This window comes from Mycobacterium gordonae (genome assembly GCF_001417955.2).
GTDB classification, from domain to species: Bacteria; Actinomycetota; Actinomycetes; order Mycobacteriales; family Mycobacteriaceae; genus Mycobacterium; species Mycobacterium gordonae_B.
Window position 1 is genome coordinate 1 of sequence record NZ_LKTM01000003.1, and the last position, 20790, is coordinate 20790.

Consider the following 20790-nt stretch of genomic DNA (forward strand, 5'->3'; position numbering starts at 1 on the left):
GCCAACCGCTGCGCCTGCGCTTTGCCCGATTGCGCCTCTTCGACCAGCCGCGCCATTTGCGCCAACTGGGTATCCGAACCGATCCGGTTGGCGCGCACCACTATTCGACCGCCGACGTTGACGGTGGCGCCCACTACCTGATCTCCGGGGCTGACTTCAACCGGCGCCGACTCCCCAGTGAGCATGGACACATCAACCGCCGAGGAGCCCTCGATCACCAGGCCATCGGTAGCCACCTTCTCACCAGGGCGTACTACGAATTCGTCACCGATGGCGAGTTGCTCAATCGGAATGCGGTGCTCGACACCGTCTTTGCGCACCGCGACCACCTTGGCGCCGAGTTCGAGCAGCGCCCGCAGCGCGGCGCCGGCCCGCCGCTTGGACCGGACCTCAAAGAACCGGCCGGCGAGGATGAAGGTGGTAACCCCCGCGGCGGCCTCTAGATAAATGTTGCTGGTGCCGTCGGTACGGGAGATTGTCAGCTCGAATTGGTGCCTCATGCCCGCCATCCCGGCGGTGCCCCAGAACAACGCGTAGACCGACCAACCCAGTGCGGCGATCGTGCCCATCGAGATCAGCGTGTCCATGGTGGCGGTGTGGTGCCGCAGGTTCACCCAAGCGGCCTTATGGAATGGAAGCCCACCCCACACCACCACCGGCGCGGCCAGCGTCAGCGAGAGCCACTGCCAATTGGCGAACTGCAGGGCGGGCACCATGGCCATCGCAAGCACCGGCACGGTCAACACCAGTGAAACCAGTAGTCGTTGCCTTATCGCCGCGGCCGGATCGGTTTCTGCGCCCGGCACGGCAGACGCGTCGCTCATGGCCGCTGAACCCTGGCTGAGCGCTTCCGCGGTATAGCCTGCCTGCGCCACCGTCGTCACGAGCTGATCGGTTGAGACGCTGCCGACGTAGTCGACGCTGGCCCTCTCGGTGGCATAGTTGACCGAGGCGCTGACGCCGTCGATCTTGTTGAGCTTCTTCTCAATTCGAGCCGCGCACGAAGCACACGTCATCCCGCCGATCTGCAGCTCAAGATGCCGGGTGGGTTCCGTGGCGGAGTCCATGCTCTGTTTCCTTCAGTTCGATCGGGACAGGTCGTCTTAGCGGACCATCGAGTAGCCGGCGTCTTCCACCGCATTCTTGACCGCACCAAGCTCGATCACGCCATCGCTGTTGATGGTCACTTTGCCACTGCCAAGCTCCACGTCCACTGCCGTGACATCAGGGATGCTGCCGACTTCCTCGCGGACAGAGGAAGCGCAGTGCCCGCAAGTCATCCCAGAAACGGTGACTGTCAGGGTGCTCATAACGCTCTCCGATCTGTATGTATAACGCCTGGACAATCCCTGTCTACCATACCCCCCTAGGGTAATCAAGGGAGGGTGAAGAAGTTCGCCCGGGTTTGCTTTCCGAAAATCGCGTTGCGCTGGTTGCGGCACGCAGTAGGACTACTGCATGTACCCGGTTTGACCGCCTACGTACACCCACCATCGACGCGGCTACGATGTCTGACATCTCGTCTTGGGCCTTCGGTCGTTAGCGCCGGTTGAGGACCCGATGGTGTACCGGCCCGGCGAATGGCCGCAACTCATATCGTGAGCGCTTAAAGATCCCCTCACCGAGACGGACGGTAGGTCTCCAACTGTCGTCGGCGCCATCGCTCGACGACTTCGCCGATCTCGTCCGGGTCGTCGGCGATCACGAGCAGGTCGACGTCTTCTCCCGATACCAATCCGGTCTCCAGCAGGCGATCACGAATCCACCGCTCCAACCCGGTCCAGTGGTCCGAACACGCAAGCACGACAGGAAAGTTGCGTATCTTCTGAGTCTGGATGAGCGTCAGGGCCTCGAAAAGCTCGTCGAGCGTTCCAAAGCCGCCCGGAAGAACTACGAACGCCGAGGCGTAGCGGACGAACATCAGCTTGCGCACGAAGAAGTAGTTGAACTGAAGTGAGAGGTCGATGAACTGATTCGGCTGCTGCTCGTAGGGCAGCTCGATGACAAGGCCTATCGATCGCACGCCGGCGTCGCGGGCGCCCTGATTCGCGGCCTCCATGATCCCCGGGCCCCCGCCGGTGATGATGTCGAATCCCAAGCTGCCCAGGCGTGCGGCCAGCGTGCGCGCCATCATGTAGTGCGGATGATCCGGCGGCGTCCGCGCGGAACCAAAGAACGACACGGCATGGGTGACGTCCGCCAGGGCCGCAAAACCATGCGCCACCTCGTCGCGGATCCTGGCAACGCGGCCGGGATCGCTGCCCGACAGCGGCGGAAAGCCCGGCCCCAAGTAGGACAGCAGATCCTCGTCGCACGTCGCGGGGATGCAGTCTCTTGACTCGTGCATTTGAGTCGATCGTGCCACGGCCACGGCGCCGACGAAACTGAAGCGCCCCTAAGCAGCTTGGTCTTGTCGCCCGTCGGGCAGCGAATGTGTTCACGTCCGTACCCCCCGTCGGTCGAAGATCCCCCATCGGCTAGGGCTGGTACCTTATTTCGACGGCCACTGACCGGCAGCGAGGGCACATATCGCGGACGAAGGCTGCCAATGGACAAGTGATCGACGGCAAGAGTTTGAGAAGCGGCCGCAAGGGTACCGATTTCGGCGACCACAACAGACTAGGAGCCGCGATGTATGCGGGTGTGGCGTGGACCCTGTTGCTTATCGTGGCTGGGCTTGTCAGTGTCTACGGATTGCATCGCTTCAGTGCGATCAGCCCGAACACGCTGACAACACTGCCTTTTCAGTCGGGATGGCCACCTGAAGAGCATGCGTTGTCGCGATATCACGTTCGCTGGTATCTGGCGACACTGGTGTTTCTCGCCTTCGATGTCGAGATGTTGTTCATGTATCCCTGGGCACTGGTGGTCATAAAGATGGGCGCGACCGCCATCACTGAGATGTTTGTGTTTCTGGCCGCGCTGCTTGTGGCGGTGGCATGGGCGTGGCGCGAGGGTGCCCTGCGATGGGTTTGACGCGGTTGTTGGCGCGATGCGCAGCACGCCGGGCACACGTGCTGATCGTGGAAGTCCCTGGGTCGTGGGTGCTGCGCGCACAGACCGAACACCGACTTCGAGTCCGCGGTTGGTGCGTGGCTACCTCCCCCGCCGACGCTGACGTGTTAGCGATCTGCGGTACGCCGGGACCGGAACTGAAGGAGGCAATCGACCGGGTCTGGGACCAGATGCCAGGTCCTCGGGTCCGCGTCGAGTTGCCCGATTCCGGCGCAGTCGAATCGGCATTGCGTGGTGCGGCCATGCAGTTGGCCGAAGTCGAGGTGCACCGCCGGGACGCGCGTGAGCGGGCTCAATGTCCAGGGCCGAACGACGCTGACCGCAGCGAACAAGAACACCACGAGCACCAGCACGATGACGTCCACGGCGAGCACGAGCACCACCAGCAGGGCGACCACGCCGACCACGGCGGCCACGCCGACCACAGCGACCACGCCGACCACGAGCACCACCGCACGAACCACGGCGAGCACGAACACATGGACCACAACGCACATCAGCACATGCACCACGGTGGGATGGATATGGCGCCGGGTGGGATTGCGCTGGCCGAAGGCGGCGACGACCGTGACGGACTGGAAATGGATGTGCTGCACCTTCGCCTTGGGCCGGTGCTGCGGTATTGGCCCGCGGGGCTGGTGGTGCGGTGCTCGTTGCAGGGGGACGTGCTCGCCCAAGCCGAGGCGTGGATCGTCGACAAAGAAGTCGGCAACCTCGTTCTGCCGCCCGGACCGAGGGCCCATGTCGCGGCGCGACATTGTGATCATGTCGTTGATTTGCTGGGACTGGCCGCCTGGCCGGGTGCGGCAGCAATCGCCCGTAGCGCGCGGGATGGGTTTCTCAGCGAGGCGGACACCGGGCACGCCGCTCGCCTGCTGGATACCCTGCACAGCAAGCTCCGCCGCTCGCGAACGCTGCGCTGGTCGTTGCGCGACATCGCATCGTTGACCCCCGCGGACTGCAGAACCCGCGAGCTGCCGACTGCCCTGGCCGGCGACTGCTACGACCGCCTCTTCGCGCAGGTCGACATGGCGCGGAACGCGCTCACGAACGAACCAAGCAGTGTCGCCACAGCTGCAACCAGCGTCCTCGACGCGCTGCCTCATCTGGTGAGCGGACTGGACGTCGGGGGCGCCCGGCTGGTGATCGCCAGCCTTGGCCTCGACACCGCACCTCGTCCGGGCGGTCGCCATGGCTGAGGTCTCGATCACGGTGGTTTCGGGCGTGTGGGCGCTGGCCGGCGTGGCATTGCTGCTGTGCCTCGGCTTCTACGCGGCGACCCTCGACGGCGTGCTCACGGCTGACGGCGGCAGACCAGGAACTGCGCTCTACGAAGTCGCGCGGCTGATGCGGCAGCGCCGTCGCACCACCGTGGCCGCCGATACGTTGCTGTGGCGCGCCGGCGGGGCGGGGCTGATCGTCGCTGCGTCACTCATGGTGACGGTTGTGCCATTCGGCCGCTGGACGCTGGCCGATCTCGACGTCGGTGTCATGTGGTTCAACGCCATGGATGTCATGGTGTGGGCGCTGGTGTGGCTTGCCGGCTGGGGTGCGAATGCCGCCCATCCCCTCGTCGGCGGCTATCGATTCCTGGCTCACGGGCTCGGTTACGAGTTGCCGCTGATGTTCGCGCTGGTCGCCCCGCCCATCGCCGCGCGGAGTCTCCGGGTCGCCGATGTGGCCGCCGCTCAACACGGGCTGTGGTTCGCGGTGTGGATGCCGGTCGCGTTCGTCGTGTATTGCCTTGGGGCAGTGGCTTTTTCGGTGTGGGGGCCCTTCTCCGCGGCGCTGGGGGCTGATATTGCCGGCGGTGTCAGCGCGGAACTGTCCGGCGTGGATCGACTCGTATTCCAGGCGGGTCGCTTCACCCTCTTGGCTGCCGGTGCGGCGTTCGCGGTGCCGATGTTCCTCGGCGGCGGTGCGGGTCCGCTGCTACCGGCGTGGTGCTGGGTGTTGGTCAAGACCATCGCCGTGCTGTCGGTGTTCGTGTGGCTGCGCGGGCGGCTTCCGGTGCTACGGCCCGAAAAATTCCTAGAGATCGGGTGGCTGGTGCTGTTGCCGCTCACGCTTGTCCAGGACCTCGTCGTGGCCATCATCGCAGTGAGGACGTGACTCTCATGATTGTCCACATCGTGTTCGGCCTGCTAGCGGTGACCGCCGTGCTGGCCGGAGCCGCGGTCTTCGTCGTCGATTCCATGGCCCGCGCCACCTACGCTCTGGCCGTTTCGTTCGTTGCGGTCGGCATAGCGGTTGTGCTGTTGCAGCAGAACTACATCGGCGTCGTCATCATCTTGATGATGGTGATGGAGATGGCGGTGATGGCGGTCTACATGGTCATGTTCATGGGCATGAACCCGGCGCTGATGCCCATGAGCATGGTGCACGACAACCGACGCGCATTAGCCGCTGCGATCGCAACGTTCGTGATGTTGGCGTCGGGGATCCTGCTGACCGACTGGCCGGCGCGGCACGGCGCACCGCCGAAGGATTTGACCTATGCGCTCGGCGAGGAGTTGATGGGCCCCAGCATGCTGGCTATGACGGTAATCAGCCCGGTGATGGTCGCGACCATCGTCGCCGGCGTCGTTCTGGCCGCCCGCCGCGGGCGCTATGACCGGTTCGGCGACGATCTCAAACGCAGACCCCCGAGCGATCCACAACCCGGCGGGCTGGGGCGATGACGCTGCAAACCGTCTTACTGGTGGCCGCGGCGCTGTTCAGCATTGGCCTCTACGGAGCACTCTCCCAGCAGGTCGTGGTCATGGTGATGATGGGCCTCGAGCTGATGATGAACGCAGTCATTCTGGCGGCCGGCGGGTTCTGGTGGTTCTGTTCCCCCGCACCGGCCGGACAGGTAATGCTGCTGGTGATCATCGCCGCCATGACGGTGGAGATGGCGATGGGTTTCGCGGCGGCCACGCTGTTGCACCGGGAACGCCGCACGGACATGACCGACTCGGCTGCCGACTTGGCCGGGTGAACGGGGTGACTTCGACAACGCAGCCAGCCCTATGGCTGTTGATCTGTCTTCCGGCAGGCTGCGGCGCGGCACTGATTCTCACGCGCCGCTGGGATCGGTTCGCGCCTGGGATGTCGGTCGCGATGTCAGCGGTCGTGGTCGGGTTGTCGATCGTGGCGGCAATGACTCGTCCCGCTGTCAGCGTCGCTTTCGTGGCTGGTGGGCAGTTCGGGCTGTCCATGGACAGCCTGTCGGCGGTGGTGGTCCCCACCGTCGCGGTGGTTACCCTGCTGGTCCTGGTGTTCGCCGTGGCTGACATCCGCGAAGCCGCAGGCCGATTCCACGGGTTGATGCTGTTGTTCGCCTCGGCCGCCCTACTGACCGCGACCGCCGCCACTTTGCCGGCGCTGCTGCTGGCGTGGGAGGTGATGGGGGCCGCGTCGTATGCGCTGATCGGCTTCTGGTGGCGCGACGACTTTCGGATGTCGGCCGGCCTCACCGCGTTCGTGACGACCCGCTGCGCCGATCTGGGGCTGTATGTCGGCGCCGGCGCGGCCCTTGCCGGTGGCGCGGGATTTGCGCTGGCGGACCTGCCCCAGGCAACCGTGCCATGGCGCAACGTCATCGCGGTCGGCTTGTTCATCGCCGCCTTGGGCAAGGCGGCGCAGTTGCCGTTTTCGTTCTGGCTTTCCCGGGCAATGGAGGGTCCCAGCCCCGTCAGCGCGCTACTGCACTCGGCGGCGATGGTGGCCATGGGCGCATACCTGTTGTTGCGTATCCAGCCGCTGCTGGCAGCGACGGGATGGGCAGCCGAATGGGCGGCCTGGACGGGGGCGGTGACCGCGGTATTGCTGGGTGCTGTCGCGGTGGCTCAACGCGACCTCAAACAGCTGCTCGCCGCCTCAACCGCGGCGCAGCTCGGATTCGTGGTGATGGCAGCTGGGGTGGGCACGGTCAGCGGTGGCGCCGCGCAACTGGTCGCGCACGCCCTCACCAAGGCCGGCCTGTTTCTTGCCGCCGGCGCATGGCTGCTGCTGCTGGACACCAAGCAGCTGGACACGCTGCGCGGTGTGGCCCGGCGATGGCCGCTGCTCGGCTGGTCCGCCACCATCAGTGCGGCCGCTTTGGCGGGTATCGCGCCGCTATCTTTATGGGCGACCAAGGACGCCGTGCTAGCGGTCGCACTCGACCATTCGATCGCGCTTTACGTCGTGGGATTGGTGGCCGCAGCGCTGTCAGCGGCCTACGCGGGGAAGATTCTCGTCACCCTGTGGGGTGCGCCAGTGCCGAACGGAGATTCGCCGAATCCTCACGGGCTCAACGTCTTTGCGCAGTTGCCCATTTTGGTGTTCGCCGTGGGTGCCGCCGTGGCAGGGGCGCTCGCATTGCCGCCGATCGCGCCGACACTCAGCGGTGTCCTCGACCACCGCTCGACCGTCCACCCGGCCGCGGCGGAACTGGCAACCTCGGCCTTGTTAGCGCTTCTGGTCGTGGCTGCGGTCGTGCGTTGGGGGGTGCCCGAACCGCGATGGGCCGCCAACTGGCTCGGTCTGCAGCGGGCCGCCACCGCCGTGGTCACCCGTCCCACCCTGCGCCTGGCTCACGCGCTGGCCCGGTTCGACGATGGCGTTCTCGACCGTGCCGTGGACCGGGTCGCTTCCGGGACGCTACGAGCCGGCCGGTGGGCCGCGCGCATCGATGACCGTCGTGTTGATGCCGCGGTGGAATCGGTGGCGACGCGCACACGTCAGCTCGGGGCGCTGGCGCGCAAGCCGCAGACCGGCCAGCTGCACCAGTACTACCTCGCTGCCGTGGTGGTGGTCGTGTCAGTTGTCCTGCTTCTGATCGCGGTGAGGTGACCGGTGCTCAGTTTGATCGTTTTCCTGCCATTGGCCGCCGCGGCGGGTGTGCTTGCGCTACCGAAGTCGGGCATAGCCGCAGCCCGCTGGGTGTGGGTCGCCGCCACCGCTGCGGATCTGTCGCTGACGGTGCTGGTTTGGGCACGCTATGCGACACCGGGCCCCAACCGGCTGGCTTTCGAGGAGCGGGCCCGCTGGATCCCAGGGGTCAACAGCAGCTACCACATCGGGGTCGACGGTATATCGCTGCCGCTGGTGGTCATGTCGGCGGTGATCTTCTTGACCTGCGCGCTCTATGGGCTGCGGGGTCGAGACCGACCCAGGTCGCAGGCGGCGTTGTTCCTGTTTCTGCAGACGGTGAGCCTGGGTCTGTTCGTCGCCGCGGACCTGATCTTGTTCTTCGTATTCTTCGACTTGTCGATCGTGGCGATGTACTTCGTGATCGCCGGATGGGGCCACGGTAACGCCGCCCGCTCGGCGCTGAAATTCTTCCTCTACACCTTTCTGGGCTCACTGGCGCTGCTGGTGGGCTTCATCGGCTTGTACATCGCCGCCAACCCGCACACATTCGACATGCCCGAGCTGATCGCGGGCAATCCGCTGGCCGGTCGCCCCCTGGCCGGCGGGCTGGTCCTCGCGGCGATCCTGCTGGGTCTGGCGGTCAAGACACCCACGGTGCCCTTCCACACCTGGCTGCCCCCCGCTCATACCGACGCGCCGGCCATCGGCTCGGCCGTGCTGGCGGGGGTACTGCTGAAGATGGGCACCTACGGGTTCGTGCGAATCGCGATGCCGATGCTGCCGCAGGCCTGGCGCGCCTGGGCCTGGTTGATCATTGCCGTCGGCGTCGTCTCGGTGCTCTACGGAGCCCTGGTTGCATTGGCGCAGCAGGACTTCAAGCGCATGGTCGCCTACACCTCCGTGAACCACATGGGCTACATCGTGCTGGCGCTCGGCGCTGCCGGCCTGCTCTCGGGCAGCACCGACCAGGCGCGTGCGGTGGCGGTCAGTGGAGCGGTCACACAAATGGTCAGCCACGGGCTGATCACCGGGGCGCTGTTCTTGCTCGCCGGGGTGTTCTACGACCGGGCGCGCAGTTACGACATGGATTCCTATGGCGGTCTCGCTGCACCGGCCCCGAAGCTGGCTGTGCTGTTCACCCTCGGCGCGTTCGCCTCGTTGGGGCTGCCGGGCTTCTCCGGGTTCATCGCCGAGTTTCAAATCTTCACCGGCGCCATCGCCGCCACACCACTCACCGCGCTCGCGCTACCGGGCATCCTGATCACCGCAGCCTTGTTTCTGCTTGCCCTGCAGCGCATATTCACCGGCCAGACCCGTGGCCACTCGCAGAACTTCCTCGATCTGCACCCCTCCGAAACCGGCTCGGCAGGAATGCTTCTTACGCTGTCGATTTTGATCGGCGTTCTGCCGCGCCCGCTGCTGGATGTAATCGAACCGGCGGGACGCACGCTGATCGGGTTGGTCGGGAGATAGCTGGTGAACACCGCGATGCGGCCGCTGCTGATGCTGCCGGAGATGCTGACATTCGGCATTGGGCTGCTGGTCCTGATCGGCGGCTCATTTCTGTCCCGCCAGCGTCAATGGTGGGCCCGAATCGTCGCCGCCGCGGCGCTGACCGGTGTCGTCGTAGTCGCGGCGGTAGGAATCGCGGCCCCGGATCAGACAGCGTTCGACGGAGCCTTCGCCGTCGACACCACCACCGCAGTGGCGCGGATCACCGCCGCGATCGGCGTACTGGCAGTCCTGGCGCTGGCCGGCGACGACATCGCAGCAACATCGCGGGAAAGCGAAACCTATGCGCTGCTACTATTTTCGACTGCCGGCGTCATGGTGCTCGCCGGAACTGACGACCTGCTCGTCCTGGCCACCGGATACCTGCTGGCCAGCATCCCGCTTTACGGGTTGATCGGACTGTCCCGTTCGGGCCCGGCGGCCGAGGCAGCTGTGAAGACCTATTTGATCGGCGCGCTGTTCGGGATCACTTTGCTGCTGGGCGTGACCGTCCTCTACGGGATCAGCGGGGCTACCCGGTATCACGAACTGGCCGCTCAATTGCGCGGCGCGCCAGCTGCGGTGGTGGCAACCGGGCTCGTGGCCGTGGTGGCCGGTCTGATGTTCGAAGCAGGCGGTGTGCCCGCCCACTTCTGGGTTCCCGACGCCGCCCAAGGCGCCAATGGCGTAGCGGCCGTCTACCTGACCACAGTGCCCAAAATCGGCGCACTTATCGCGCTGTACCGCGTGGCCGCCGTGGTGCCGCACACCGTTGCGTGGCCACTGCTGATCGCGATATTCGCTGTCGCGAGTATGACGTTGGGCAACTTGGCCGCCTACGGGCAGCAGGATCCTCGTCGGCTCCTGGGGTGGTCGACGGTGAGCCAAGTCGGCTACCTACTGGTGCCTGTCACCGTCGCCGGTCGCAGCGAGCTGGCCCTGCCGTCGCTGCTGTTCTACCTGCTCGCCTACACCCTGACCAACAGCGCGGCCTTCGCGGTCAGCACCGCACTACCCGACTGGCGCGACCTTAGCGCCTACCGTGGTTTGGCGCGAGCCCGGCCCTGGCTGGCCGGGGCGCTGGTGGTGGCGCTGCTCGGGCTGGTCGGGACCCCACCCACCAGTGTCTTCGTCGCAAAACTCACCACCGCCATAGCCGTTTGGGACGGTGGGTTCCCGTGGTTGGCCGTGGTGGTGTTCCTCAACAGCCTGCTGAGCCTCGTCTACTATCTGCGTTGGATCGCTCCGGTGTTCCAGAAGCCGCAAATGTCAGACGATTTCATCCCGGGCGGGTGGTCTGCGCGCGCCGCGATCGTCGCGGCAGCACTGAGCCTGGGGCTCGGCATTGCGGCGGGACCGCTGTGGGAGGTGCTGCCCACGACACCACTGCGGTAGCCAAGGCTACTCCCGCGGAGCGCCGCGAGCCGTTAACGGGTGCGGATGTGGCTTTGCCCTGATCTGTCTGGGCGCGGGTTACCGGGGCACCAAAGCGCGGAACTGCTGGCGAAATCGGCATGGCGACCTCCCCTTGCGGAAGCCATCTCCCTTGAACTCAACGAGCCGTCCAAGGCGGCGACATCGGGCAAAGAGAACGACGCACTGCCAAAGGCGGGCCACGGGCAACGGAGATACTCCAATTCTCAGCATTCTGAAGCGGGCGTGGGGGTCGCTCGTGGTTGTGGCGACCGTTGCTCTGGATGGGATGGTCGTCGAGCGGCTCCGCAGCGTTTTCGGCTCCGACAGAATCTTTTCGGCGCTTCACCCCTGGTCAGCCGAAGTTGGGATTTTCGCGCAGAGGCTTGCTCGGCACAAATAGAAGACCTTCCAAAACTCCGAGTTCGACCTCCTTGTTGTGGGCAGGGCTGCCAGGCGCATCTTGTGTTCGACAGGCACTTCTACAGCTGAGGACACCAAACGTTGAGGGTTCAGAGCCGGTCATCGGCGCTAACCCCGGAACGGCGAGGACAGTAGTTGCGCCAATGACAATGATTTTCGGAATCATCAGCGGGATTCTCTCGAATTGGCCATTTTGCAATCCAGTGAACATTTTTGCTGGGCAGGTCGAAGCTGCGGAACTGAGCGAAAGCCTTTTACTGCTTAGCCACGGTGGGGTCGAGCACCGTGGTACACCGTGTCCAGGACTGCACCACCTGATCGGTCGGGTCGTCGATGACTGCGGGTTGAGTGGGCGGGACCTCCGTCAGCAAATCGTTCTCTCGGCAGTAGTCGTCGTTGTAGATGGTGTCGAAGTAGCGCAGCGGACCATCGGGAAAGATTGCGGCAATGGTGGTGCCGGGAGGGTGGGTGCGGGCCGCCCAGCCGGCGACCAATGCCACCGCGCCCACACTCCATCCCCCGCTGGTGTAGTAGGTGCTTGCCAGCGTGCGGCACGCCCACACCGCTTCGGCCGGGGCCACCCAGTGCGCCTCGGCGAACGCCGGGTAGTCGACGTTGCGGGGATAGATACTTGATCCCAGGCCGCGCATTAACCGCTTGGCGGCGGCCGGTTGCCCAAAGATCGTCGAGCCGATGGTGTCTACACCGATCAACTTCAGGTCGGGGCTGGCTTGGCGCAGCACGCGAGCTACGCCGGCCGAGTGACCTCCCGTACCCACGGAGCAGACCAGGACATCAACGCTTCCGAGCTGGTCGAGCAGTTCCAGCGCCAGTGATTGATAACTGTCGACGTTGTCGGGATTGTTGTATTGGTCGGGATTCCAGGCGTGCGGGTCGGCGGCCAGTAGTTCGGCCACCCGGGCTTTGCGGGCCTGCTGCCATCCCCCGCTGGGATGCGGCTCGGGGACGATGTCGATGCGTACCCCGTAGGCGCTCAGCATCTGTTGCACGATCGGTTCCATCCCGGGGTCAGTCACCAAGGTCACCGGATGCCCGTACACCTGGCCCGCCAACGCGAGCCCTAGCCCGAGGGTGCCGCTGGTGGATTCGATTATTTGTGCGCCCGGCCGCAATTCGCCGCGGGCCCGGGCCCGTTCCACCATGTGCAGAGCCGGACGGTCTTTCATCCCGCCGGGATTAGCGCCTTCAAGCTTGGCCCAATAGCCGCGGTCATCGGTGCTGAAGGGGCCCGAAATCCACAGCACCGGTGTATTGCCCACCAGGCCGGCGGGTTCGCGATGTTTGCCGGCGGTGACGCCGCACCCAGCCGAATTGAGGTGCCGCCCTTTGTGTGAATTCGGGGTCAGGCCCCCGCTGTGGCGTAGTTCGGCAGTGTCAGTGGACAGCTCGAAGCGTTTACAGGTTGCTATCGATAAGAGATTGTTCATTTATCGTCGCTTTCGCAGGCTCGCCGCAGATGGGCGGCATTAAACGTCGGTCAGCGGTCACCGGCCGTCATGCAGCGCGCACCACGACCTGACGCTGCTCGATCAGCGACGAGACAGGCAGAACCGCCTCAAGAGGTCTTGACCGGCGAGGGCGGCGGGCGGAAATTCGGGTGGCCCCCGGACCGATGCCGCTACCCGACTGGCCAACGAAGCGATGATCGCGACCATTGCCACGGCCACGCCAAGATCCACCAAGGTGGCCCCTGTCCGCGGCAACACCGCGGATGCCAAGACGTCGTGACATTCGGTCAACGACCCACTGAAAAGATGGGCGTGGTTGACGTTGACGGCAAAAGCCCCGCCTACCTCGGAGAGGAGCGCATGGGAGTGGTGGTGGGACCGGTGAGTCTCGGAATGCAGCATGGCGGCGTGGCCGAACAGGGCAAGGAGCGACACCGCGAGGGCCACGGCAATCACCGGTCGCCACCGCGGCTGCCACGGTGCGTTAGCCGCCCGCAGAATGCCTGAAGCCTGGCGGCGATGAGCAATGTCGGAAATTGTGCGAAGCGGCTTTAGTTGCCGACCTAACGATCGGCGGTCGTCAGTAATCCACATTCCACAGGCCGTGACCGGCAGCGAGGTAATCGGAGACGGAGCCATCCGTTCCCACACGAACCTCATACCCCTATAGGGTACAGGTGGGGTGCCGTCCTGGCAACTGGAGACAGCCCCGGTTCGCATTCGCCTCGATGTGCGGGTATCCGCCCCCACTGTTTCGTTCTTACACACAGAACAGCCCGACACTTAGCCGAGGCCCGACCGGCGAGGGACCATCGGGGGCGTTCCAAAACCGGGCACCGAATGATCGCCGCCTCGGATCAACACCTGACTGCGCAGCCACCGACGGAGTACGGCAATGCCGCGGCGCGTCGGATCCCCTGTCCCCATCCTCGGCTAGCACAGATAGGCGTTTCGAACATGTGGCGGTGCGTCGTCCAACTCCGGCCCGGGCTGGTTGCACTAATCGGGTTTCCACGTTCCCGGAACCATCGGCGCCCGCGGACCCTTTCCGAACTCGTCACCGGCCAACGCGGCTAAGCCGGCCGCCCTCGGCTCCCGCTCCTTGCGTGCCGTGCCAGCAAACGCCGGGCTTATGGCGGCTGGCGCGATCGGTGCATGATCCGGGCAAGACGGTGCTGGATCTCGCGGTCACGATCGCACTCGGCGGTGATGCCTGGCTGATGCCGCGCTGGTGCGCGACCAGCCGAGTTGTCCGGCACGCCCGAGTCGGAGTCACCGCGCACCAGCACCGCGCGAATTAGCCTGCCGAGCCTACGAATCTCGGGGACTTGGACGCCGGTACGGGCCTCACCGTCGGGATGCCGGCCACCTTGAGCGGGTGGCCGCCGTGAGAGTTCAAAGCGGTCGCTACCGCAGCCGAAGCGACTCAAGCATCAACGCCCCTTAGTTGCACGCCCAGTTGACGATCCACCCGCCACCGAGGCGGCGATCAGTGAGGCCTGTGAGCGATGGTGCATGCCAAGCTCGGACAACGGCTGGCAGTCCGATGTTGCGCTGGGCCCGTGAATGAGTCGGTCGATCAAGATTACGCAATCAGGTGTGTCACCTGGAGGGTGTTGGCATGCCCGGCATGGGGGACATGCTCGGCATTGGAGGCATTGGAGGCATTGGAGGCATTGACGGCATGTTCGGCATCGGAGACATCGAAGGCATGCCGGGCATCGGACTCGTGCCCGGCATCGAGGCGGGCGAGCCCATGCAGGGCATGTTCTTCATATCGTCCTTCATGGTCTTCATCTTGGCTTCCATGGATACACAACAGTCCTTCTTGGCGGGGTGCCAGCTCGAGGGTGCGAACAGCAAAAACAGACCGGCTCCGACGATGAAAATCCCGACGGCGACCCCGGTGATGGCGAGAGTCGGGAATACCCAACGTGATTTGACCGGGCGCGTGCTAGTTCGGTTTTCGGGGCCGGCGTCTGTCCCGGGTTGGTCTGCGGCTGGATGACTAGGGTCCGACATCGTAATCCTCCTGAGCTACGTCGATTACATCGAATACTGCAGTACTAAGTAGGTCTTATCTCGAGCGTCGAGCGTCGAGCGGCGTGACCGCTGCCGCCAGCCGGCGGGACGTTTGCGTCGGCAGAGTATCGGCGAGTCCAAGAGATCGCCTTCTTACGCAGGAGATCAGCACCGTGCGCCACGCCAACGACCCTGTACAGGGGGCAGGCCCACATACGAAAGTGCCCCCGTGCCTCGAGGGGCCCAACGACGTCGGTCGCTCCGTGCTTGCCCAGCCACCTCTGTGTTCGTGTCGCGCCCGATGCCTGATATAGCGTCACCATTGGCGATCACCCGCCTCCGCCATCTCTGGGACGCGTGCGGTCGAACGCATCGGAAATTGCGAGCGACATCAACGACCTGCGACCACAAGGATATGTCCCGTACTCCATACGTTTCTCTCCGATCGCGAAGGCATCCGGCTCACATGCCGGCACAGCAGGGCGGAGGGAAGATGAGGAGATACATGCCGGCTGCGATGATAAAAATGCCGACTGCGATGCCGACGATAGCGAGGGCTTGATAGAGCCGGTTAGACCGATTCGGAGTGGTGGGTGCGGTGACTGTCATCGGATTCCTTTGGATGGAAGAGGTTTCGCGACATACTATACTACTTAGTAGCTCAGTATGAAGTCATTGTGCGGGACTTAGACGGACTTCGCATGGCAACCCTGCCTGCCTCGACGGCGTCGGCCGCGCAAGATCGCTCCCGGGCCACACACATCTCGGTTCTTCATTCCATGCGCAATGGCGGCATAACTGGCTAGTTGTGGTGCTTGCCGCGGTCGGCAGTACCCGCCGCTGCAGAAGCCGGCTCCGCAAAAGAATGAAACCACAATGACTTACGAGACCGCGGCTCTGCGGGGCGAAGGTGTCGACGAGTCCGAGCTAACCGCTCTGTGTGTGAAGTCAACGGCGACCGCACGAGTGTGTTCAAAGGCCGACCGCTGGAAATTTGGTCATCCGGTCAGCGGGACGGTGACGAAGTCCAAGGGAGGCGCTGGCACCGACTCGCGAGCCTAGATGCCGCGCGACCAGCACTACAGCGGCGATCAGAAACGGCTGAAACAGAAACGTTTCGGCCATCCACACCCCATGAGCGCATCCCCCGTCACCGAAATGCCTCATTATCATCCTGGCTCCTTCCCAAATCCCTTCGCAGCTATAGCCCCGTCCCCGGCGCACCTAGCGCGTGCAGGAGGGCATGGGCATACTCGGCATCGGAGACGTGCGCGGCACCGGGGACATGCTCGGCATAGGCGACATCGACGGCATTTCCGGTTTATTCATCGGCATTTTCGGGTCGGCCATCATTTGTTTCATGTCTGCTTCCATGGATTTTCCAAACCGGGTTAGGCGGGCTGGCCGGCGCGGTGTCTGTCATGGATTCCTCCTGCGGAGGTGATGAACACTCAGCTGTTCTACGTAGTAGGCCAGTAGTCCGGTGCGTGTGCACGTTCAACCACCCACTACGGGTGAGCGGACTTGAGCGGGGCACCGGGCAGCGCTTGGGCCTGGCGTCTGGCCCCGCACGACAACCCCTACTTCAACAGGGTGATGACCGGTCTGCTATCCGAAGCCTCTGCTTTAAGCAGAGGCCTCCCGTGGAGAGATAGCTTCTACGCCAGTGGGCGCCGCGTCGGCCCTGCAGGGCGGGACACAACGCCGCGCCGTCCGGCGGCACTCCTTGCCTGGTCGGGGGCTGCCGTGCGCGAGCGCGAGGGTGCGCTTGCCGCTGCCGTCAGGCCGAACATCGCGTCGCCCCAGTCTGGAGCTTCAAGGACAGTGCCTGGGCAGTCGGGAAGCCGGTGCACTGTCAGCGCCCTTCGAGAGCAGCCGCTGCGGGCTGCCGCGTGGCAAACCAGGACCTCGGACTTAGCGGTGCTGGTGGAGGAGCCTTAGCTTGCGCTGGTATTCATCATCGTCGATCTCGCCACGGGCAAAACGTTCGGCGAGCAGACTTTCCGCCCTGCTGGGTCGGGCAGCTGGGGCTGTGCCGATGCCCTGCAAGGAGAGCAGGTACCGCACTGCAAGTACGACGGCGCTGATCAGCAGCGCCCCGAACATCACTGTCGCCAGGGTCAGTGGGATCGACCCGCCCCATAACCAGTGGCCGCGATGCCACATCATCTCCGCTGTCACCTCACTAATTCGTTGACCGAGCGACCAACCGTGCGGTTGAAATCGACGGCGGTCAAAGTCACCGCATGAGACGACGATAGCGCGTCGCCAATTTCCATATGATTGACCATTTAACGGGTCTTCTTGGTCGCCACGGCCACCACTACATCCCGCATATCGGGACGCCGGACGCGGCCAGTGCCGCTGTCATGACCGGCGCCGCCACCATGACTGCGATGAGACTGATCAGCGCTGCCCGAGCCCTGGCTACCGCGGGGTCCCGCGGGGGCGTCGCGAGCCGTTCGGCGCGTGCTAGCACGGCCACATCGGCGGCCGCGAGGGCCCCGGCTGGGGTCGTGCGGCACATAGTGATCAACCCAGACAGCAACACCGCAGGGCCATGCCGGCGCGCCGAGGCGTCGTCGGCACACATCTCCAGTAGCCGCGACACCTCGCTGGCGCCCTCGCGCATGAGGGTCAGCTTCGGAAACACTGCGGCAAGACCGCGCAAGGTGGTGACTACCACCGAGTGGTGCCCGTTGAGGTGGGCCCGTTCATGGGCAAGCACGGCGGCCAACTCATCATCATTGAGTGCAGCCAGGGCGGCGCTGGTCACCACGATCGCCGGCGGCCGGCCCGAGACACAGTAGGCGGCTGGTTCCTCAGCTTCCACCACCACATACGCGCCTCCGTTGCGATGGCCGACCATTTGCACCGCCGCGGCATGCGCGCAGGCTCGCGCACGCATCCGCGCTACCGTCCTGGCCAGCCGCACACTGGAAACCGCGGCCAGCAGCGCCAGCGCAGCGGCGATCACAGCCAGCGTGATCGCCGCGACCCCCGCATTGTCACTCACCATGACATGCACCCACGTAAGACAAGAGTGGACGAGCACTCGCGGGTAACTCCAGTGAGTGACCAGATCGATGACGATCATCCCCGCTGCCGCCAGCCAGCTCAGCAGTACCGTGCCGATCGCGACCAACCAGGCCCCTACCCCAAACCGGGGGGCATGTCCGTGCCGGGTTAACACGCGTAAAACTGGAGGCCCGGCGACCATTATCGTCAGGCTGTACAACAGCAGACAGACCGCGACGCTCACTGCTGACCCGTTTTCATCTCGACAGCCGGCGCAGCGCAGCACGCAATCGTGCCGATTCTTCCGGGCCGATCTGGGCAACGAAGTGGTGAAGCACCAGATCGGGGTGACCGCCGCCGTCGAGTGCCTCCCGCATCAGCCGAGCGCTGTGCTGCTCGCGCGACAGGGTGGGCCAATACTTGTAGGCCTTGCCGTCGCGTTCTCGCCTCAACCAGCCCTTAGTATGCAGATTGTCCATTGTGGACATCACCGTCGTATATGCGATGGTGCGCTCAGCGGCAAGTTCATCGAACACCTCGCGCACCGTAGTGGGGGCGGCCGGGTCGCGGCCCCAAATGCGATCCATGACCACCGCCTCCAGCTCCCCGAATCCTCGAATCCTCACCATGGGCCTCCCGGGAACCGGTGTCGAGTCCATTGACGTGCTTCTGAGGCGGACCCCCGACATTCGAACAAGATACTTGCTCCGTACGCAGTACTTGTTCCGTACGTAGATAGTAATGCACGATCTACGTACATAGACAGTATGTGTTAGCGCACATCGGCTTGGCAACAGAATCTCGGAAACCACTTCGGTGGCCGGAGTGAGTACCGCTTGCGGGGGCGAGTCAAATCGAATGGGAAGGCGATGATGAGCTCTCGACTCAAGGAAAAGATGGCGCTGCCAAACGGTATCGACAACAGGAAGGAAACGATCATCACAGGTCGGGTCCTTGACGACTCCGGACAGCCGGTGGGCCGCACGGCCATGCGACTGCTGAACGCGTGCAATGAATTCACCGGGGAGGTCGTTACCTCGGCCGCCGGTTACTTCCGGTTCTTCGCTGCGCTGTGAAGCGTGGACAGTGCATGCGTTGTGCCCGAACGGATGTGGAGACGTCGTGGTTGCTCCACCGGCCGGGGATCAAGCGGGTAGAAGTCAAAGTTTGTGTGTCGGATCCTGATTCGACTCGCGAAGTGCACGAGCGCACTCGAGTGTGTAGCACATTGCGCCGGCCACTTCGACGCGGCGCGACTTGGGAACGGACTTTATGAACCGAACCGGCGTTTGACTCGTGTCAAGAACAGGAGGTGCTCGAATGGCCAAAGGCGCTGGCGCAGCGGCTCCCAAAGCCACAGCAATGAGGGCCCGCTACGACGGACACTCTGCTGTCTCGGGGTGCTACGCAGTGTGGCTCACCGGCATGCGAGCCTGCGCCGCGGACGCCCTGTCGGACCAAATCCTGCGAGCATGGCAGTATCCGCAAGCCGTAGGCGAGGCCGAGCGGTCGCCGCGGGGATGGCTGTGCACGGGTCGCGGTCACGATAACCATCGGCCGAGTAACCCGACTCAGGCTGCACGGTATTGGGGTGACGCGATGACCGCGCTGGATCCTATCCGAGCACCTATCACCGTCGAATACCAAATGGCAACAGGTGCTTGGCTTTCCACCAACACTGCACCACGGTCCGCCAGCCCGAATATGTGATGGCAAGCGGGAGATCGATTCTCATGATGACGCCGCCACGGGGACTCGGCCCACCCAGTGATCGGGATGTGTCCGCCGATGATAACCACCGCTACGCGACATGGGATGCCGCCTACGTGCTCGGATCGCTATCGGCCGCCGACCGGCGTGAATTCGAGGCGCACATGGCGCACTGCCTGGCATGCCGGGAAGCCATCGCCGAACTGTCCGGCATGCCGGCCCTGCTTTCGCAACTTGAACTCAACGAGCTCGCTGCGATCAAAGAGCCTGACCACCCATCCGTACCGAAAATGTCGCCGCAGTTGCTGCCGTCCTTGCTGGCTACCGTGCGCTGGCGCCGCCACCATACCCGGGTAATCGCCTGGACGGCCGCTGCCGCCGCGGTAGTGATCGCGATCAGCGTTTTTATCGGCGTCCACGGCTATTTCACAACCACACCGCCGCCGCAGACGACGCTTTCGGCCCTGCAAATGGCGCAAGTCGGGACAAAGTTGCTGACATCGAAGGTGTGGGTCACCCCGGAGCGCTGGGGAACCTCCATCAACATGAGATCCGACTGTCTGGCTCCGTTGGATGCCCCCCACGACAGGCTGGCGATGGTCGTGGTCGGTCGCGACGGCAGCCGAACCCAGTTGGCGACATGGCTGGCTGAACCTGGCCACACGGCCACGCCCGCCGGCAGCACCTCGACGCGGGCTGATCAGATCGCTGCAGTGCAAGTGGTATACGCCGACAGCGGGCAAGTGTTGTTGGAGCGCTCGCTGTAGACGCCGCTCAACCGTAACTGCCACGTTCCATGATTTGCCGACTTCACGAGTCTGCACTCGGCGCCGACTAGAATATTGACGAGGTTTTGTGTCAGCCGACGTCCGCTTCGGCTAATTCAGCCCACTGCCCCCGGCGCCAGCGGCGTAGCGGCGGCACCGTTTTGGATCGCCTCCCTGGCCGCGATGTATGCCGATGCGCTCTGGACCGGCGCCGAACACCGCGCCGGCACCACGTCATGGCCGCCATTGACGAGGCCGCCGCCGGCCTCGGAACCCAGGTCACCGATGCCCCGGCCTGGCCGGTGCTGCGCCGCAACCTGGCCCTGCTCGCTCTGGGCGGAGGCGACCCCGTCGCCGCCCTGCAGCACGCCGCAGCCACCGGACTCGGTGATGCTGTGGATCCTGCCGCCGTGCTGGACTGGCGTCTGCCCATCTGCGGCGAATCGGTTGCGCCACAACCTGCCCCGCTGCACTGGCTGAACCCCTGGATTCGGTCTTCGTCAACGCCTCTACCTGCGCTTTTGGCCGTTCTCGATCAATTTCAGTGCCGTTCGTCACCTGCGGTTTTCGGTTCGGCGTGTTGACGGCGTCAACACAGCGCACCGTCTCCATTAACGGCAGGT

General features: G+C 64.5%; 22 protein-coding genes and 1 pseudogene. 13 read left to right on the forward strand and 10 right to left on the reverse strand.

All coding sequences use genetic code 11. From position 1 onward, the window contains the following. The 3 genes from AO501_RS02585 to AO501_RS02595 all read right to left on the reverse strand — a co-directional run. The coding region (locus tag AO501_RS02585) for a heavy metal translocating P-type ATPase (protein ID WP_197419751.1) at positions 1-1067 on the reverse strand (1067 nt) is incomplete at its 3' end. 36 nt (positions 1068-1103) lie between these two features. Further along, the gene (locus AO501_RS02590; RefSeq protein ID WP_055576251.1) at positions 1104-1310 is read right to left on the reverse strand and encodes a heavy-metal-associated domain-containing protein; all 207 of its coding nucleotides are present in this window, start codon (positions 1308-1310) and stop codon (positions 1104-1106) included. Between the two features lie 308 nt (positions 1311-1618). After that, positions 1619-2371: a TIGR00730 family Rossman fold protein gene (locus AO501_RS02595; RefSeq protein ID WP_231513536.1), complete on the reverse strand. Its 753-nt coding sequence runs from the start codon at positions 2369-2371 to the stop codon at positions 1619-1621. Positions 2372-2631: 260 nt separating this feature from the next. Here AO501_RS02595 and AO501_RS02600 point away from each other — a divergent pair, with 260 nt between their 5' ends. The 9 genes from AO501_RS02600 to AO501_RS39980 all read left to right on the forward strand — a co-directional run bounded on the left by AO501_RS02600 (position 2632) and on the right by AO501_RS39980 (position 11161). Then, complete coding sequence (locus AO501_RS02600) at positions 2632-2976, forward strand: NADH-quinone oxidoreductase subunit A (protein WP_055576262.1); 345 nt, start codon at positions 2632-2634, stop codon at positions 2974-2976. A 116-nt stretch (positions 2977-3092) separates the two neighbouring features. Then, positions 3093-4214 carry a hypothetical protein gene (locus AO501_RS34650; RefSeq protein WP_231752311.1) on the forward strand — a complete coding sequence of 374 codons (1122 nt, stop codon included), beginning with the start codon at positions 3093-3095 and terminating at the stop codon, positions 4212-4214. Further along, positions 4207-5127: a complex I subunit 1 family protein gene (locus AO501_RS02610; RefSeq protein ID WP_055576264.1), complete on the forward strand. Its 921-nt coding sequence runs from the start codon at positions 4207-4209 to the stop codon at positions 5125-5127. The genes AO501_RS34650 and AO501_RS02610 overlap by 8 nt, the downstream gene beginning before the upstream one ends. A 5-nt stretch (positions 5128-5132) precedes the next feature. Then, on the forward strand, positions 5133-5696 hold the full coding sequence (locus AO501_RS02615) for an NADH-quinone oxidoreductase subunit J (RefSeq protein ID WP_055576253.1): 564 nt from the start codon (positions 5133-5135) through the stop codon (positions 5694-5696). Next, a complete protein-coding gene (locus AO501_RS02620) occupies positions 5693-5995 on the forward strand; it encodes an NADH-quinone oxidoreductase subunit NuoK (protein WP_055576254.1) in 303 nt (100 codons plus the stop codon). The genes AO501_RS02615 and AO501_RS02620 overlap by 4 nt, the downstream gene beginning before the upstream one ends. Before the next feature lie 161 nt (positions 5996-6156). Continuing rightward, on the forward strand, positions 6157-7833 hold the full coding sequence (locus AO501_RS02625; protein ID WP_231513539.1) for a proton-conducting transporter membrane subunit: 1677 nt from the start codon (positions 6157-6159) through the stop codon (positions 7831-7833). Between the two features lie 3 nt (positions 7834-7836). Further along, a complete protein-coding gene (locus tag AO501_RS02630) occupies positions 7837-9327 on the forward strand; it encodes a complex I subunit 4 family protein (RefSeq protein ID WP_055576255.1) in 1491 nt (496 codons plus the stop codon). A gap of 15 nt (positions 9328-9342) precedes the next feature. Continuing rightward, a complete protein-coding gene (locus AO501_RS02635) occupies positions 9343-10740 on the forward strand; it encodes an NADH-quinone oxidoreductase subunit N (protein WP_055576266.1) in 1398 nt (465 codons plus the stop codon). Positions 10741-10891: 151 nt separating this feature from the next. Then, on the forward strand, positions 10892-11161 hold the full coding sequence (locus AO501_RS39980; protein WP_269323497.1) for an MmpS family transport accessory protein: 270 nt from the start codon (positions 10892-10894) through the stop codon (positions 11159-11161). A gap of 274 nt (positions 11162-11435) precedes the next feature. Here AO501_RS39980 and AO501_RS02640 read toward each other — a convergent pair whose 3' ends face one another. The 3 genes from AO501_RS02640 to AO501_RS38640 form a co-directional block, all read right to left on the reverse strand. Then, complete coding sequence (locus tag AO501_RS02640; protein ID WP_082658343.1) at positions 11436-12629, reverse strand: PLP-dependent cysteine synthase family protein; 1194 nt, start codon at positions 12627-12629, stop codon at positions 11436-11438. A 102-nt stretch (positions 12630-12731) separates the two neighbouring features. Next, the gene (locus AO501_RS02645; RefSeq protein WP_055576256.1) at positions 12732-13106 is read right to left on the reverse strand and encodes a hypothetical protein; all 375 of its coding nucleotides are present in this window, start codon (positions 13104-13106) and stop codon (positions 12732-12734) included. Positions 13107-13649: 543 nt separating this feature from the next. Further along, positions 13650-13799, reverse strand: coding sequence for a hypothetical protein (locus AO501_RS38640; protein ID WP_419775661.1), 150 nt, complete (start codon positions 13797-13799; stop codon positions 13650-13652). Between AO501_RS38640 and AO501_RS39985 the strand changes: the two genes are divergently transcribed. Both AO501_RS39985 and AO501_RS36775 read left to right on the forward strand, forming a co-directional pair. Further along, entirely contained in the window at positions 13757-13951 is a 195-nt protein-coding gene (locus tag AO501_RS39985; RefSeq protein ID WP_197048308.1) for a hypothetical protein, read from the forward strand. The genes AO501_RS38640 and AO501_RS39985 overlap by 43 nt on opposite strands. A 320-nt stretch (positions 13952-14271) precedes the next feature. Then, positions 14272-14658: a hypothetical protein gene (locus AO501_RS36775; RefSeq protein WP_156298759.1), complete on the forward strand. Its 387-nt coding sequence runs from the start codon at positions 14272-14274 to the stop codon at positions 14656-14658. A 1928-nt stretch (positions 14659-16586) separates the two neighbouring features. Here AO501_RS36775 and AO501_RS02660 read toward each other — a convergent pair. The 3 genes from AO501_RS02660 to AO501_RS02670 form a co-directional block, all read right to left on the reverse strand. Further along, a complete protein-coding gene (locus AO501_RS02660) occupies positions 16587-16853 on the reverse strand; it encodes an SHOCT domain-containing protein (protein WP_231513645.1) in 267 nt (88 codons plus the stop codon). A gap of 142 nt (positions 16854-16995) precedes the next feature. After that, complete coding sequence (locus AO501_RS02665) at positions 16996-17934, reverse strand: M56 family metallopeptidase (protein ID WP_055576259.1); 939 nt, start codon at positions 17932-17934, stop codon at positions 16996-16998. Positions 17935-17947: 13 nt separating this feature from the next. Further along, positions 17948-18319, reverse strand: coding sequence for a BlaI/MecI/CopY family transcriptional regulator (locus tag AO501_RS02670; protein WP_197048307.1), 372 nt, complete (start codon positions 18317-18319; stop codon positions 17948-17950). Between the two features lie 243 nt (positions 18320-18562). Between AO501_RS02670 and AO501_RS34665 the strand changes: the two are divergent. Further along, positions 18563-18858 (forward strand): annotated as a pseudogene (locus tag AO501_RS34665) (DUF1416 domain-containing protein); the annotation flags it as partial. 565 nt (positions 18859-19423) lie between these two features. Then, entirely contained in the window at positions 19424-20167 is a 744-nt protein-coding gene (locus AO501_RS02680; RefSeq protein WP_055576260.1) for an anti-sigma factor family protein, read from the forward strand. A gap of 116 nt (positions 20168-20283) precedes the next feature. Here the strand turns inward: AO501_RS02680 and AO501_RS02685 are convergent, their stop codons facing one another. After that, positions 20284-20640, reverse strand: coding sequence for a hypothetical protein (locus AO501_RS02685; RefSeq protein WP_055576261.1), 357 nt, complete (start codon positions 20638-20640; stop codon positions 20284-20286). Between the last annotated feature and the right edge of the window lie 150 nt (positions 20641-20790).